At 33.5% G+C, this 15,820-nt stretch carries 12 protein-coding genes and 2 pseudogenes; 11 read left to right on the top strand and 3 right to left on the bottom strand.

Going from position 1 to position 15,820, the window contains the following annotated elements:
• The first annotated feature begins 70 nt into the window (after positions 1-70).
• The 6 genes and pseudogenes from NKF87_RS12585 (at position 71) to NKF87_RS12555 (ending at position 6,170) form a co-directional block, all read left to right on the top strand.
• Positions 71-913, top strand: coding sequence for a hypothetical protein (locus NKF87_RS12585; RefSeq protein WP_173689658.1), 843 nt, complete (start codon positions 71-73; stop codon positions 911-913).
• Positions 914-917: 4 nt separating this feature from the next.
• Positions 918-1,349, top strand: coding sequence for a DUF4313 domain-containing protein (locus NKF87_RS12580; RefSeq protein ID WP_173818945.1), 432 nt, complete (start codon positions 918-920; stop codon positions 1,347-1,349).
• Between the two features lie 3 nt (positions 1,350-1,352).
• Complete coding sequence (locus NKF87_RS12575) at positions 1,353-1,793, top strand: PrgI family protein (RefSeq protein ID WP_195368708.1); 441 nt, start codon at positions 1,353-1,355, stop codon at positions 1,791-1,793.
• Positions 1,786-4,103: pseudogene (locus tag NKF87_RS12570) on the top strand (VirB4-like conjugal transfer ATPase, CD1110 family). Before NKF87_RS12575 ends, NKF87_RS12570 begins: the two are co-directional and overlap by 8 nt.
• On the top strand, positions 4,103-4,381 hold the full coding sequence (locus NKF87_RS12565) for a hypothetical protein (RefSeq protein WP_253583655.1): 279 nt from the start codon (positions 4,103-4,105) through the stop codon (positions 4,379-4,381). The pseudogene NKF87_RS12570 and the gene NKF87_RS12565 overlap by 1 nt, the downstream one beginning before the upstream one ends.
• A 99-nt stretch (positions 4,382-4,480) precedes the next feature.
• Positions 4,481-6,170, top strand: a pseudogene (locus NKF87_RS12555) (lysozyme family protein).
• Positions 6,171-6,325: 155 nt separating this feature from the next.
• Here NKF87_RS12555 and NKF87_RS12550 read toward each other — a convergent pair.
• The 3 genes from NKF87_RS12550 to NKF87_RS12540 are packed head-to-tail and all read right to left on the bottom strand — an operon-like array spanning position 6,326 to position 8,062.
• The gene (locus NKF87_RS12550) at positions 6,326-6,577 is read right to left on the bottom strand and encodes a hypothetical protein (RefSeq protein ID WP_117598636.1); all 252 of its coding nucleotides are present in this window, start codon (positions 6,575-6,577) and stop codon (positions 6,326-6,328) included.
• Positions 6,578-6,579: 2 nt separating this feature from the next.
• Positions 6,580-7,689, bottom strand: coding sequence for a M56 family metallopeptidase (locus NKF87_RS12545; RefSeq protein WP_253583649.1), 1,110 nt, complete (start codon positions 7,687-7,689; stop codon positions 6,580-6,582).
• Between the two features lie 4 nt (positions 7,690-7,693).
• On the bottom strand, positions 7,694-8,062 hold the full coding sequence (locus NKF87_RS12540) for a BlaI/MecI/CopY family transcriptional regulator (RefSeq protein WP_173784964.1): 369 nt from the start codon (positions 8,060-8,062) through the stop codon (positions 7,694-7,696).
• 503 nt (positions 8,063-8,565) lie between these two features.
• Between NKF87_RS12540 and NKF87_RS12535 the strand changes: the two genes are divergently transcribed.
• The 5 genes from NKF87_RS12535 to NKF87_RS12515 all read left to right on the top strand — a co-directional run bounded on the left by NKF87_RS12535 (position 8,566) and on the right by NKF87_RS12515 (position 15,816).
• Positions 8,566-10,743, top strand: a complete 2,178-nt coding sequence (locus tag NKF87_RS12535; RefSeq protein ID WP_253583647.1) for a radical SAM peptide maturase, CXXX-repeat target family — start codon at positions 8,566-8,568, stop codon at positions 10,741-10,743.
• Complete coding sequence (locus NKF87_RS12530; RefSeq protein WP_173785296.1) at positions 10,743-11,003, top strand: CXXX repeat peptide modification system protein; 261 nt, start codon at positions 10,743-10,745, stop codon at positions 11,001-11,003. Before NKF87_RS12535 ends, NKF87_RS12530 begins: the two co-directional genes overlap by 1 nt.
• A gap of 353 nt (positions 11,004-11,356) precedes the next feature.
• The gene (locus NKF87_RS12525) at positions 11,357-13,366 is read left to right on the top strand and encodes a hypothetical protein (RefSeq protein WP_253583645.1); all 2,010 of its coding nucleotides are present in this window, start codon (positions 11,357-11,359) and stop codon (positions 13,364-13,366) included.
• A 3-nt stretch (positions 13,367-13,369) separates the two neighbouring features.
• Positions 13,370-14,122, top strand: coding sequence for an ABC transporter ATP-binding protein (locus tag NKF87_RS12520; RefSeq protein WP_173785272.1), 753 nt, complete (start codon positions 13,370-13,372; stop codon positions 14,120-14,122).
• Between the two features lie 2 nt (positions 14,123-14,124).
• Positions 14,125-15,816, top strand: a complete 1,692-nt coding sequence (locus tag NKF87_RS12515) for an ABC transporter ATP-binding protein (RefSeq protein ID WP_253583643.1) — start codon at positions 14,125-14,127, stop codon at positions 15,814-15,816.
• Positions 15,817-15,820: the final 4 nt, after the last annotated feature.

Here is a 15,820-nt window from a genome sequence, read left to right as displayed (position 1 = left end):
ATATCAGGAAACAGCAGGAGTGCCGAAGGTACTCCTGTATTCAAAAATATGTTTAAGGAGGTGAGAGTTTTTGAGTGATAACTGGATTGTACAGAATCTAAACTCAGCACTATCCACATGGAGTGAAAAGATGGCAGAACTGTGGACTCTGCTGACTGAAAATCCGGCAACTTTTAAGGGCGGCGGCATCTGGCGGATTATGGTAAATATTAATGATGCACTGACAGCCATTGCTTATGGATTACTGGTATTATTTTTCGCAGCCGGAATCATTAAAACGTGTGGCAGTTTTACAGATCTGAAAAAGCCGGAACATGTGCTAAAAGCATTTATCCGGTTTGCACTTGCTCAGGGAGCAATTACATACGGGATGGAACTTATGCAGGCACTGTTTTCCATTGTGCAGGGAATCGTGACAACCGTAATGAGTGGCTCCAGTATGGCAGGAAGCGTGACGGAACTGCCAACGGAGATTGTAGATAAGATTGAGAGTGTGGGAATGTTGGAATCCATTCCATTGTGGATTGTCACACTGCTTGGCAGTCTGCTGATCACTGTATTGTCATTTGTAATGATCCTGACAGTGTATGGCAGAATGTTCAAAATCTATATGTATACGGCAATCGCCCCGATTCCGATTTCCTCATTTGCAGGAGAACCCACGCAGTCCATCGGAAAGAACTTTATTCGTTCTTATATAGGCGTGTGTCTGGAAGGGGCAATTATTGCACTGGCATGCATTATCTTTTCTGCTTATGCGGCAAGCCCTCCGGCTGTCGGAGATACGGAGCTGAGTGCAGTTACAATCGTGTGGAACTATGTAGGAGAACTGGTATTCAATTTACTGGTGCTGGTTGGAGCAATTAAGGCATCTGACCGTATTGTCAGAGAAATGATGGGACTTGGAGGTTAAAAATATGGATACAAAGAAAACATTAAGATATAACTGGGAATTTGGACGTGAGACAGTAGCAATACGAGCGAGCTCTTATCGGAACAATGGAAATTTATATGTAGGACTCTGCCATAAGGAAGGGAGAGAATGGGAAGATTTTGGAGATGTAACCATTAATCTGCCTTATCAGTTCTTAGAGCCAAATGAGGCTTTTATAACAGGAGATTTTACCAAGGATATGCTTAATTTTATCAAGGAACATAAACTTGGAAAAGTGTTGAATGAAACAGGAAGATCAGGATATACAACCTATCAGAAGGTAGCGTTTGATCTAGCAAGACTTGCGGAATTTGATCCGGAAGGCGTTGCGGAACACTGTAGATTTGCCGGGATAGAAGTACCGAAAGAAAAACCACAGAAAACGAAGAAACAAAACAGGGGAGAGGAACGATAATTTATGGAAGTAAAGATGAACAAAGAAATCAGGGACTATCAGGAATCCATGTTTATGGGACTGGACCTGAGACAATGTGTGTGTTCTGTTCTTGCGATTCTTACAGCAATCGGAATTTACTTTGGAATGCGTGATATTACTGGACAGGAAATAACCGGATGGCTGTGTGTGCTTGGTGCTGCTCCATTTGCTGCCTGTGGCTTTTTCAAATATCATGGTATGACAGCCGAACAGTTTTTATGGGCAGTGATCAAATCCGAATTGCTGTATCCGAAGAAACTGGTGTTTCAGTCGGAAGATATCTACTACTCCTGCATGCAGGAGACCATCTCGCTGGGAGAAAAGAATCAAAAGGATGGAGCGGAAATCATAAAAGAGCGGGAGCAAATAGCAGAAGCAAAACAGAGAAAGAAACGCAAGGGAAGGAGTGATGCCTTTGATTAAAACTTTAAGTCAGGCACTTCGGATGGATAAGGAACGCTTCAAAGTTCCGAAATCCGTCCAACAGGCGATTCCCATCCAGCGAATCTGGCCGGATGGAATTTTTCAACAGGGAACGAAATTCTCAAAAACATATCGTTTTACAGATATCAACTATTATATTGCGAGTAAGGACAATAAGACAGAAATGTTTCTGGATTATTCCGAACTCTTAAATGCACTGGATTCCGGCATTTCTGCCAAAATTACCATCAATAACCGGAGAATCAATAAAGAAGAATTTGAAAAATCAATCCTGCTTCCAATGAAGGAAGATGGACTGGACCACTATCGGGAAGAATACAACGAAATGCTCCTGTCTAAGATTACAGGAACAAACAACAGCATCTATCAGGAACGGTATCTGACTGTCAGTGTACATAAAAGATCTATTGACGATGCAAGAACCTATTTTGCACGTATCGGAACAGACATCGTAACACATCTGGCAAAGTTATCGTCCACAGCAGAAGGACTGGACGCAGAGAGCCGGCTCCAGATCTTCCGGGACTTTTTCAAAGGAGATGTCCCACAGGCATTTCCGTTTGATCTGAAACAATTTGCCAAGAAGGGAACAAGTTTCAAGGACTGGATGTGTCCGGATTCTATGGAATTTGAACGTGACCATTTTAAAATCGGTGACAGGTACGGAAGAGTCCTGTATATGCAGGATTATGCAAGTTATGTCAAAGATGACATGATTTCAGAACTGTGTGACTTCAGCCGGAATCTGATGTTGTCGATTGACATCCTGCCAGTCCCTACGGATGAAGCAGTAAGGGAAATCCAGAACCGACTGCTTGGTGTGGAAACAACGTGACCAACTGGCAGAGAAGCAGAATGCAAACAATAACTTTTCAGCTATCGTCCCATACGATATGGAGTTGCAGAGGAAAGAAACAAAGAAATGCTGATGATCTGACAACCAGAGACCAGCGGATGATGTTTGGAATTCTGACGATGGTACATCTGGCAGACAGTAAAAAGCAACTGGATTCCGATACAGAACTGCTCCTGTCGGTGGCAAGAAAGCATCTGTGCCAGATGTCAACATTAAAGTGGCAGCAAGTGGACGGACTCAATACAGTGCTTCCTTACGGACTGCGAAAGCTCAATGCGCTGCGTACACTGACAACGGAATCAACGGCTGTTTTAATCCGTTCCATACACAGGAAATCCTGCAGCCGGGAGGTATCTATTATGGGCAGAATGCAGTCAGCAAGAACCTTCTGGTAGCCGACCGGAAGAAACTGATGAATGGAAACAGTTTCCGTTGGGCGTCAGTGGATCAGGAAAGAGTTTTCGGCAAAAGAAGAGATTGTGCATCTGGCATTGAGTACCGATGACGATATCCTGATTCTTGATCCGGAGTCCGAATTCACAAAATTAGTAGAGGCTCTGGTGGACAGGTTGTAAAAGTATCTGCGACATCAGACAATCACCTGAATGCAATGGATATGGACGCAGCCTACGGCAATGAAAAGAATCCACTGATTGAAAAATCGGAGTTTATCCTGTCTGTGTTCGAACAGTTGGTTGGAGCAGGAAATCTGTCAGCAAAAGAAAAGTCAATCCTGGATCGCTGTGCTGCAGATGTGTACCGGGATTATATCCGAAGTGGTTATACCGGAGAAGTTCCGACATTGAAAGATATGTACCGACAGCTGATGTTACAGCCGGAAGAAGAGGCAAGAGGACTGGCATTATCATCGAACTTTTTATCAATGGAAGCCTGAACACCTTTGCACAGCCGACCAATGTGAATAAGAAGAACAGGATCATGGATTATGATATCCGGGAACTGGGGGAACAGCTGATGCCACTGGAATGCTGGTTACCTTAGACAGTATTTTCAACAGGGTAATTCAGAACTGGAAAGAAGGAAAAACTACATGGATATTTGCCGATGAGTTTTATTGTTATTCGCTATGAATACAGTGCAAATTTCTTCTACCGACTGTACAAGAGAATCAGAAAATACAATGGATTCGTGACAGGTTTAACCCAAAATGTTGAGGAACTTCTGAAATCGGACACTGCAAGACTGATGTTGGCAAACAGTGAGTTTTTGATTCTTTTGAATCAGGCAAGTACAGACAGGGAAGAACTGGCAACTCTTTTGAATATTTCCGAAAACCAACTGTCCTATATTACAAATGTATCGGTCGGCAGTGGTCTGATCCGTTGCTCTGGAATATCGTACCATTTGAGAATACATTCCCAAAGAATACAGACCTTTATAAACTAATGACAACAAAACCGGGAGAATCATAATGAAGAAAAAAGAAGAAGTAACGATAACTTTTTATGCTGCAGAGTGCGGTGAGTTCCATGATTTAGGAGAATATACAAAATGCAGAACGCTGGAAGAGGCATATAAAAAGTACCAGAAGTATTGTAGAACATCTGCCAATATGTGTCCGGCTATTGAGTTTTCTATCCATGATCCGAATCAATTTATTCAGACATGGAATATCCATTACCGTTGTCATCAAAAGACAGGGGGATTTGGAACTTGTGCCATATTACAACGAGCATCCACTGGTAAATGAAGCAATCAGACAGTTGGAGCAGTTGCAGAAACAGCAGGAAAAAAAGAAACATCGGGATGTTGCCCGATGAGATAAGAGATACGGAAAGAGGGTGACCGGATGAGAGATATCAAGGAACGGGTAAGGGATAAGAATCCGAAGATTCGAAATCCGGCTGCCCGGCTTCCGAAAGAGCTGGTTCGCCAGACGGTACTGGAGCAAAAGAAAAGCCAAGGGAACTACATGAGAAAAGCAGTGGGCAGTCAGACTCCCCAACACAATATGGAACTGAAAAAATAGAATCCGTACAGTACAGGGCGGCGAGTGTGGCGGAAGAACCATAGGAAAAACCACATATCGAGGTGGAAAAAAACTTGCCGGAGTGACCTACAGGAAGATAAAGGAAAGAAAAAGCAGACAGGAAGAAGCGAAAGCCGCTGAAGAAGCAATGGAGCAGGGGGCAGAAAGCGGAAAAAAATTAATCAAGCTGAAACCGGAGCAGGCGGCACTTGCCAAGGAGAATGGTAAACGGCAGGTGAAAGCAGCACCGAGAGTGGTAAAAGTATCCGGTCTGTCTCAGGAGAAAATAAAGACACAGGCATCCATGCAGAAACAGCAGGTGGAAAAGAGCCTTCAGGCGATGCAGAAAGCAAGAGTAGTCCAGATGGCAAGAAAATCAGCACAGGCATCGGCAGAAAGTGGAAAAGCAGTCTTTCAGGTAACTGGAAAGGGTTCAAAGTTATCCGTACAGGGAATTACAGCAGCGATTCAAAAAGGGGTAGTAGCTCTTGAAAAAATGGGAAAATGGATTGCTGCCGGAGGCGGTGCATTTCTTCTGGTATTCATTTTGATTGCGGGAATCATTGCAGGAGCAGCCTTCAGCAGTAGTTCGGAAAGTTCCGAATCCCTAAGTGCTGAGGTGCTGGCTTATACTTCGGTGATACAGCAGTACGCATCCCAATATGGTATCCCAGAATATGTGTCTGCGATACAGGCCATCATGATGCAGGAATCTGGAGGCAGAGGAACGGATCCGATGCAGTGTTCGGAAAGTCCGTATAATACAAGATTCTCACACGGTCCCGGTTCTATTACCGATCCGAATTATTCGATAGAGGTGGGAGTGCAGACCTTTGCAGACTGTATCAGTCAGGCAGGATGTAGCAGCCCACAGGATATGGATAAGTTAAAACTTGCATGGCAGGGATATAACTATGGAAACGGATACATAGGATGGGCGCTGCAAAGAGGCGGATACACAGAAGCCAATGCTTTACAATTTTCACAGGAGCAGGCAGCTTCACATGGATGGAGCAGTTACGGAGATCCCGAATACGTTCCCCATGTGATGCGGTATTATTCCGGTGGCAGCCTGTTTGCTGGTTTGTTTGGAAATCAGCAGATCGTATCGGTTGCGATGGGGCAGCTTGGAAACAGTGGCGGTCAGAAGTTCTGGAGCTGGTATGGATTTGACAGTCATGTAGAATGGTGTGCTTGTTTTGTGTCATGGTGTGCCAATCAAAGTGGCTTAATCGAAAGTGGAAAAGTTCCGAAGTTCGCATTGTGCAGTTCCGGTGTTACCTGGTTTCAGGGAAAGAACAAATGGCAGAGTGGTGGAACAACTCCATCAGCTGGAATGATTATTTTCTTCGACTGGAATCACGATGGAACATCAGACCACGTAGGAATTGTAGAAAAGTGTGAAGGTGGAAGAGTTTACACGATTGAGGGAAATTCCAGTGATCAGGTACGGCAGAGAACCTATGCAGTGGATTATGGAGCTATTATGGGGTATGGGAGGAGTTGGTAAAAAGTTATATGATTGTTAATGTGTTTGAAAAGTAGAAAATAAAATATCATTAAAGGAGAAATATTCATTAGTAAAACAAAAGTAGGATTAACCTTAAAGAAAATGTGGATTAATCCTACTTTTTAATCGATACAATGTAAAATAATTATATAATATTATGCTGGTAACCAATCAGTCAGCCATTTTTCATAAGTAATTGACCATAGTCTTCGTTGCTTTTTGCCCTTATATGTACGATACTTCCAAGTGACTTGTTCTACTCTGGCATTAGATATACTTTGAGAAGAATAATTGTTTGAAAGAGTATTGGCAAATACAGGCATCGTATATGCCTGTAGCAGAAATGCACTACCTAGGATACACGGACACACCTTTAAAATAAATTTTTTGATTTTTTTCAGTTGCATAATTATTGACTCCTTTCTATAATTTCATATTTTGAATATTGGGGCTTTTTGATATCAGTTGAATTTAATGTTTTTGAAAATTTTCCATTAACATATAATTCATATTGGTCATCTGATACATGTAAGATTAAAGTTGGTGTATTTATAGTATCTACAGTTTTAGCTGGTTGTAATATTATAAAATAAGAAGCTATAAATAATAAAATAGATAAGGCATAATAACAAAATATTAGTTTTTTATTTCGGTGATTATTATCTAAAATTATTTCAAATCGTTGTCGAGTTAACGAATAAGCAGAATAATTTACAAAAGAAGCTGTCATATAATTGTGAGAATTTGAAATTATAGAGGCTCTTTTTTGTTTTAATACCTTTAACAAAGTTTCAAGGTAATAAGTCTGTTGTTGTTTTGAATAGCGTTCTATTAACTTGGCATCACATCTCAGTTCTAACATTTGGTCAATATCTTTACGCAAAATATACATAAGAGGATTCCACCAAAATATTGCAGAGACCAAAAGTAACAAGACTTTAATAAAAGTATCATGCAGTTTTATATGTTCTATTTCATGTTCTAAAATAAACTTCCATTCTTCAGAAGAAAGGGAGAAATCGGGAACATACAAATGGCATGCACGAAATCCCCAAACTTTTGGAATATCTACGGTAGTAGATACCTTTATAATAATTTTACGGTTAGAATATTGAGAAATCAAATTCTCTATAACAGGGAGATTGATGGATTCTAGTTTGTTTAATTTGTGAATTTCAAATAAAGAAATAAATAAATAGTAAAATCCAAATAAAAAAAATCCTAATAACCAAATAATCAATAATAACTGATATAAAGCAAAATCGTTAAAAAGTTGTAAAGTAAAAAATGGCTTCAAAAAACGGTAAATTTTGTGTATATCAATAATTTTTGCATAATATAAATCTATGGGAAAAAGCAATCTTAAAAAAGCTAATAGTGTTGAAATTAAAAGCAAATTGACACTATATTTAGCAATAAAAGCTGTATTTTTCCTTTTCACAACTATAATTATTGCAGCAATATTAAATAAAATTAAACTACTGAAAATAGAAAAAATGCTTACATTAAGATGTCCCATAATATTATTTCCTTGATTTGATTAATTGCTCCAGTGCTTCCAATTCTTCGTCGGTAAAAACATTTTCACGTATTAATTGTGAAAAGATTTTATAAGGTTCAGCTTTTTGTGAAATATTCATTAATAAATTTGAAAAATAGGAACGTCCTTTTTCTGTTGGAGCAAACGTCCTTCCAAATCCTTTTCCTGTTCGGATGAAACCGGCTTCATAGATAGCTCCCTTTTCTAATAAACTATTTAATAAAATGTGAATTGACCCATCTTTCCAGCATTTGTTGATTGATGAATGTTCTAAAATTCCGGATTTAGATAAAGGGGCATTTGCATCTAATAAGATTTCTAAAACATCGGATTCACTTTTTGTTAAATTCATATAAACACCTCTTTGAAATATTATATTAAATTAATTATATAATAATGTGATAAAAAATACAATAATGAAAAAAATAATAAAAAAGGGATAATAAAAATATTATACAATAAAAATATTGACATTAAATAAAAGAAATTGTATTATATGCACAAAAGAAAACTAGTTTTTGATAAAAATGTGTCGAAAAATAACAGACATTGATCTAGAAGTGTATTTATTTAAGGTTATGTATTAGAAAGTATAAAAATGGTTATGATAGAATGCATTTTTGAAATTTAGTGGTCATTATTTCATTGGTTATTACCCACAATTTTTGCAATACATAATCTTAAAATTAAGCCATTAGTAAAGACTTTTGTTAGTTTTAAATTAATGGAATGGGGAATTAACTACTTGATTTAGAAGTATGTAAAGGTGCTAAATTTGATGGTTTTATTGCAAAATTGTATAAAATTAATTATTAGTAGCTACATAAGAAATTTGAGAAAGAACGGTAAAAGAAGATGAATAATAATTATAGTGTTGGAAATATTCAGCCAGAGTGGAATGATGGCATGGCACAAACATTAACGTTTATTGTTACAGAAGATTGTAATTTGCGATGTAAGTATTGTTATGTAACGCACAAATCAAAAAATAAAGTTATGAAATTGGAAACAGCAATAAAATTTATTGATTACATATTAGAAGATACAAAATTTATAAAAAGCGAGGCTGTAATATTGGATTTCATAGGTGGAGAACCGTTATTAGAAGCTTCATTGATTGATCAGATTTGTGATTATTTTAAAACAAAAACTTATAAGTTAAGAAATCAATGGTATTGGAATTACAAAATAAGTATTAGTACAAATGGAGTGAATTATTCGGATCCATGTGTGCAAAATCTTATATTGAAAAATGAAGGGAAAATCTCAATCGGAATTACTATTGATGGAATTAAAGAAAAGCATGATTTACAAAGGGTTTTTCCTGATGGATCAGGTTCATATGATATTGTTTACAATAATGTTAAACTTTGGTTAGAGCAATTTGAGGGAAGTACAAAAGTAACATTTTCAAGTGACGATTTGATTTATTTAAAGGATAGTATTATTCATTTGTGGAATATAGGAATTAAAACAATTGCAGCAAATGTTGTTTATGAAAATGTTTGGAAAGATAAGGATGAGATTATATTTGAAAATCAATTAAAAGAATTAGCTGATTATATAGTAGATAATGATTTATATGATAAATATGAATGTTCATTATTTTTAGGAGATATTGGAATGCCATATAGTGAAGATGACTTAGACCGAACAAGTTGTGGTGCGGGAAAAATTTTGGCCTTGGGACCAAATGGCAAAATATATCCTTGTGTTAGATATTATGATCATTCATTAAATCACAGAGTAGGATATGTAATTGGTGATATTGAAAAAGGTATTGATTATGAATTGGCGAGGACATTTTTATTAACAAGTTATAAATATCAGTGCGATGATGAATGCTTAAACTGTAGTGTTGCTAAGGGATGTGAATTTTGTCAAGGATTTAATTATGATGAAGCTGATTCAAATACGAACTTTCAAAAAGCAAAATATATATGTAAAATGCATAAAGCGAGAGTTAGAGCAAATAATTATTATTTTGCAAAATTATTTCATAAAAAAGGAATTAAGCGACAGAATTATTATTGGAAAAACAATCTGGTATTTTTGTTGAATGATAATTATGTTTCAGATTGTTCTTATCAGAATAATAGTCTACAAAATATAGGGATGAATGAAAAAAGAATTCGGGAAGGGTTGAAATTTGCAGAAGAAAATTTTATGAAACCGATTTTTTTACATTCAAGAAATATAGAAAAGGATAGTTTGGTAGAGTATGAAGAGTATGAAGTATTGCATAGAATTCCAATAGAAGGATATAGGGAAGGATTACCTTTTGATGAATATCAATTGATAATAACTGTGGATTCAATATCACATATAAAAAGAATAAAAGAGCAAGAAATAGTTATATTCAACATAGAAGAAAAGAATATTTCGAAACTGAGTTACTTTATTGAAAAAATATTATCGAAAACCCAAAGAATTAATATTAATATTATGAACATAAGTCGTAATTTTAATATGAAAGATTATTATAGGGAATTAAAAAAATGTGCTGATTTGTTAATTGAAGAATTCAAAAGAACACAAATTTTTAAAGAGATAAATATTATAACAGATATATTTTTTATTTATAAACATGAAGAATGCAATGCAGGCAGTAGAAGTTTTACTTATGCTCCAGATGGAAATTTGTATGTATGTCCAGCGTTTTATTCAGAAAAAATGGGAAATATTGGAAATATATATACAGGTATAACTTTACCGAACAGAAATCTATATACAACAAAATATATGCCAATCTGTAATGTTTGTGATTGCTTTCAGTGTGAAAATTGTAAGTATTTAAATAAAAAATATACAAATGAGGTAAATATTTCCCCATCATTTCAGTGTGATAAGGCTCAAATTGAAAGAAAGATATCGGTATATTTTCAACAAAATTTAAAAAATATGTGGGAATTCGAAAAAGAATTGGATGATATAAAGTGTGAAGATCCAATAAAAATCTTGGAAAGAAAGGGTATGTATATGGGATATTACAATTCTGAAGATATTGAATCTAAACTGGAGGAAATAAATTGATGCTTGTGCAAGAAATATCTATTGTGGAAAAAAATGAAATTAATGAGTTGATAGAAAAAAAGAATGCATTGAATAATTTGGCTAAAGTATTGAATGAAAGTAATGATAAGGAATTATATAAAAGATGCAAGGATGAATTAGCGAAAATAAATAAGCTATATACAGAATGGTGGGAAAAAGTTATAAATGAATATCAATTAGAAAATAATAAGAATGATGAATTATATGTTGATGCAATAAATGGAATTATTTTTAAATAGCAATATAAAGAAGAAAAGTAAAAATAGTTACCATGATATACATTTCGTAATATTGGTAAAAGAAATGATTGTTTCTTGATTTGAAAAATCAAGAAAATAATCATAAATGCAAAAGGAGAGGAGGTGTAGGTATGGGAAGGTACGATAATAAAGTAAAGAATAACGCTACAATAACTAATATGACAAATTCAAAAAGCTTTTGTGGATTGACATGTAAGAATTATTGTACTTTTGCTTGTAAGGGTACAAGTACAAAGAGTACTAGACCTTCTGCAATTAGTACAAAAAATTAATAATTGTGCGAATGAAAACTGTCTGTAAAACAGACAGTTTTCATTAATGGAGGAGGAAAAATGTTTTTTAAAATAGTAATAAAAAATATGAAATATAATATAAAAAATTATATACTTTTTTTTATAGGAAATATGATCGGTGTTACAACTTTTTTTGTTTTTTGGGGAATATATTCTGTTGTAAAGTCAAGTGCTTCGAATTCTATAAATTTAGAAGATACATTGGTAGAAATTATTATTTCAGTTTTAGTAATAACAATTTTTGCAACGGCTTTAATGATATATTCATTGATGAATTATATTAAATTGAAATTTAGAGATTATGCTCTTTTTATTATATTAGGTGCAAAGAAAAAAATAATATATTCTATGATTGGTTTAGAATATTTGTTTGGATGGGGCATATCATTGGTAAGTGGAGTACTTATGGGAAAAATTATTTTTTCCTTTGTACAAAAAATATGGCACAATTTATTTCCAATGTATATTTCCTATACAAAAATTGGCTTGGATACTTATCTTAATGCATGCAAAGTTAGTTGTTTGATTATGGCGCTGGTTTTTGTTTTCGTATTGGTATGGAATGATAATTGTGGAATAAGCTCTATAATTGCAACGGATTCAATTAAAGAAAGAAAACCTCAAAGTATTTATTGGAGTGTATTTATTATTTTAGGGATAGGAATATTATGTCTTAGTTACTTTAGTTATCAAAGTTCAATGAGTTGGGGATATATTTTTTCACACTTAGAATGGATTCTTGGGGGATTTTTGATTTTAATGTTTGGGGGAGGAATATGTCTTGAAGAAATACACAAACATACCAAATTTTATGATAAAAATATTTTGAAATTGAATCGACTATATAGTAAGTACCAAACAAATATGCTTATACTTTTAATGCTGTTGTCTGTTCATTTTGTAGCGATGGGATATTGTGTGACCAATATTACTACCTTATTACCTATAAGTAGATATGAAGAAAAATATCCTTATCAGGCAATATGGTTTAATCGAAAAAATAATCAAGATATAAAAATCTGTGGGAATTTATGTGAGGAATATCAAGTAAGTGTAAAAAATATACCGATAATTAGAGTGAGCAGTTATGGTAATGAGTTGATTGGAATTTCAGAAGATACATATGAAAAATTAACTGGTGAAAAAATAAGTTTAAAGAATAAAGAAATCGTATATATTACAAGTGAATATAGAACCGGAAACAGAGGAGGAGTGGATACAACAAAAGGTGGATTTGATTATGGGAAAAAAGGTTTTACATGGTTGGCCATGGGAAGCTATACATCAAAATTAAAAGAATATGTTGATCCGGGGACAAATAATATTTTGCCGAGTCATGATAAAAAACATTTATATAAATTAAAAAAAACAGAAAGTAGAAATCTTTTTGGAAAATATAGAATGAATAATGAAGCGGAAAATGTAATAGTGTTTTCGAATAAATATTTTAAATTACAAAGATTAAAAATGCAAAAGAAAGAGTATGAACCAACAACGCTAAGCTTATTTAAGATACCTGATTCAAAAGAAAAGATTGTATTAAAAGAATTGAATCAGTATATAAAACAACACAATATAAAAGATTTTGGATTAACGGATACACCTCAAAGCACTTTTTATATAACTAAAGAGTTTGTAAAAAATATAAAAAAGGTGAAAATTTTTAAAATTACAAATAAAATCTTTATCATGTTTTCAATGCTTATAAATGGATTTTTCGTTTTTGCAATTAAAACAATTGCAGAGACTCCATATTATCAGAGACAATGGAAATTTTTAAAATGTATGGGAATACGAAAAAAGATATGGAATGAAACAATTAATATGGAAATTAAAATTTTGCCATGCATATCAATAATAGCGGCGTTAGTGCTTTCTTTAGGATATTTGATAATAAATTTTATAGTAGATAAAAAAAGCGGAATTATATATGGAAATACAGTTTGGAAAGCTTGGATATTAATGGTTTGTATATATGTATCAATTGAATATAGTATACGAAAAATTTTTACAATTTACATTTGTAAAAAAATAGTGAGGGAGGTGTAATAAATGAAAATACTTGATATAAAAAATTTAAGTCGAAATTATGGCAAAAATTTGTTAAATCAAAGTGAGAAATATGTAAATGTTTTGGATAAAATTAGTTTTCATGTGGAAAAAGGAGAATTTTTGGGAATAATGGGGAAATCTGGCTGTGGAAAAACAACCCTTCTTAAAACTTTAGGAATGATTGATAAGCCAAGTGATGGAAAAATATATTTCATGGGAGAAGACACGAGTAAATTGTATGGAGATAAGTTGGCTGATCTCAGGAATAAGAAAATAGGATTTATTTTTCAAGATTTTTATTTAATGGATAGTTTATCAGTAGAGGAAAATATTATATTGCCAATGATTATTGGCAATATAGAAATGCACAATATGCATGAATTGGCAAGAAAATATGCAGAACAATTTCAGATTAGTCATATTCTAAAGAAGAATCCATATGAATTATCGGGAGGTGAAAAGCAAAGAGTTGCGATTTGTAGAGCGTTGATTAATAATCCAGATTTGATTTTAGCCGATGAACCGACAGGAAATTTGGATTCTAAGTCAGGAAAAATAGTGATAGATGCATTGAATCGAATATCTACAGAATATCATAAAACAATTGTTATGGTTACACATGATCCGCAGATGGCGAGTTATTGTGATCGTATTATTTTATTGAAAGATGGAAAAATACTTGATGAAATAGAAAAGAATAAGAGTAATGGAGATTTTTATTCAAGGATACTTTCGAAAATGGTGGAATTATAAGTATGAATAAAGAAATATATATAAAATATTTCAAAAAAAATAGGAAAGGTCTCCTATTATTAATATTAATAATAGGAATGGGGACTATTGTAAGTGGAATAAATCCATATGTATATGGGAAAATTGTGGATAGTATATCTGATAAAAATGTATATTCTTTAAAAAAATGGTTGTTGTTATTCGGAACTATTTTAATAGTAACGTTAATTTTAGAGTCCATTGAATCGTTAGTTGGAAATTGGCTTACGAATATAACAGAGAATCAAATGAAATTAAATTTATTTGGACATATTTTCTCTATTAAATGTAAAAAAATAGATATATATGAGACAGGAGAATTATTTAATAAAATAGAATTTGATATAGAAAATATTGTTAGTTATTATTTAGATTGCATGACGAGCATTTTGATGATTGTGGTTAATTTGGGGATTTCTGTATATTTTATTTTAAATATTTCAAAATCGTTGGCTGGTATAACATTCATAACAATACCAATGTTATATTTTATTAATTTTATATTTCAAAAAAAAGTTTATATGATGAATCAAAAAATAAGGATATTTACAGATAAATATTATAGTTTTTTAAATGAGAGTTTATCTGAGGTAATCCAAATCAAAGCCTTTGGCTTAGAGAATATTGTATCGCAACGTTATAAAGAATATTTAAAAGAGAGGCTTCGGATTCTTTTGAAAAAGGAAGTCCTTTTGCAAAAAATAGGATTTATAAGAGGTGGATCAGGAAATATAATTAATGTTATAATTTTATTTATTGCAGGAATGTCAATTGTTGCAGGAAATATGACTATAGGTATGTTGGTTTCGTTTTGCTCATATATGGAAAAATTTTTTGAAGCTCTTTCAAAGATTATGGAACTAAATTTGAATAAACAGGAAGTAGTGGTATCTTATGAACGAATGAATGAAATATTGAATTCTGAGAAAGAAGAGAATAATGGAATTATACTTAAAGAACCTATTCAGAAAATTCAATTTCGTCAAGTAATATTTGGATATAAAGACAATTTAGTATTAAAAAAAATTGATTTATCAATTGAAAATCCTGGATTATATTCATTAGTAGGAAGTAATGGGTGTGGGAAAAGCACAATATTCAAGCTATTAGAACGATTTTATGAATGTAAAGTCGGAAAAATTGAAATTAATCAAGTACCAATAAATAAATATTCTGCATCGGATTTAAGAAATAATATAGTGTATATGCCTAAAAAACCCTTTTTTTTACAAGGAACCATTATGGATAATCTGAAATTGGGGCAGAATGAAATATCAGATTTAGAAGTAATAGAAGTGTGTAAAAAAGTGGGGATACATAGTGATATACAGAAGTTGGAAAAGGGATATTATGAGTTGATAGAATCAGGTGGAGAAAATTTTTCAAGTGGTCAAAAACAGAAACTTGGTTTTGTAAGAGTGCTGTTGAAAAAAGCAGATATTGTGCTTTTGGATGAAGTTACTTCGGATTTGGATGGAGAAGCGGAAAGACAAATCTGTAATCAGATAGAAGAGATCGCTAAGAAGGCAATTGTATTAAATATAGCTCATAAGCCTGAAAGTATAAGAAGAAGTAAAAAAGTCTTTTTTATTCAAGGCGGGAAAATAGTCGCAGAGGGAACACATAAAGCGTTGATGAAGAATTGCGTAGATTATAAAAAAATATTTGCTAATTAATAAT

The organism is Dorea longicatena (assembly GCF_024168045.1).
GTDB lineage: Bacteria > Bacillota > Clostridia > Lachnospirales > Lachnospiraceae > Dorea_A.
The sequence above is the reverse complement of the archived record's forward strand: the minus strand, read 5'-3'. Positions and strand labels throughout refer to the sequence as shown.

Excerpts from the sequence above, each read along its gene's own strand:
- NKF87_RS12580 (WP_173818945.1), top strand. The coding sequence starts at position 918 with ATGGATACAAAGAAAACATTAAGATATAACTGGGAATTTGGACGTGAG.
- NKF87_RS12575 (WP_195368708.1), top strand. The coding sequence starts at position 1,353 with ATGGAAGTAAAGATGAACAAAGAAATCAGGGACTATCAGGAATCCATG.
- NKF87_RS12565 (WP_253583655.1), top strand. The coding sequence starts at position 4,103 with ATGAAGAAAAAAGAAGAAGTAACGATAACTTTTTATGCTGCAGAGTGC.
- NKF87_RS12550 (WP_117598636.1), bottom strand. The coding sequence starts at position 6,577 with ATGCAACTGAAAAAAATCAAAAAATTTATTTTAAAGGTGTGTCCGTGT.
- NKF87_RS12545 (WP_253583649.1), bottom strand. The coding sequence starts at position 7,689 with ATGGGACATCTTAATGTAAGCATTTTTTCTATTTTCAGTAGTTTAATT.
- NKF87_RS12540 (WP_173784964.1), bottom strand. The coding sequence starts at position 8,062 with ATGAATTTAACAAAAAGTGAATCCGATGTTTTAGAAATCTTATTAGAT.
- NKF87_RS12535 (WP_253583647.1), top strand. The coding sequence starts at position 8,566 with ATGAATAATAATTATAGTGTTGGAAATATTCAGCCAGAGTGGAATGAT.
- NKF87_RS12530 (WP_173785296.1), top strand. The coding sequence starts at position 10,743 with ATGCTTGTGCAAGAAATATCTATTGTGGAAAAAAATGAAATTAATGAG.
- NKF87_RS12525 (WP_253583645.1), top strand. The coding sequence starts at position 11,357 with ATGTTTTTTAAAATAGTAATAAAAAATATGAAATATAATATAAAAAAT.
- NKF87_RS12520 (WP_173785272.1), top strand. The coding sequence starts at position 13,370 with ATGAAAATACTTGATATAAAAAATTTAAGTCGAAATTATGGCAAAAAT.
- NKF87_RS12515 (WP_253583643.1), top strand. The coding sequence starts at position 14,125 with ATGAATAAAGAAATATATATAAAATATTTCAAAAAAAATAGGAAAGGT.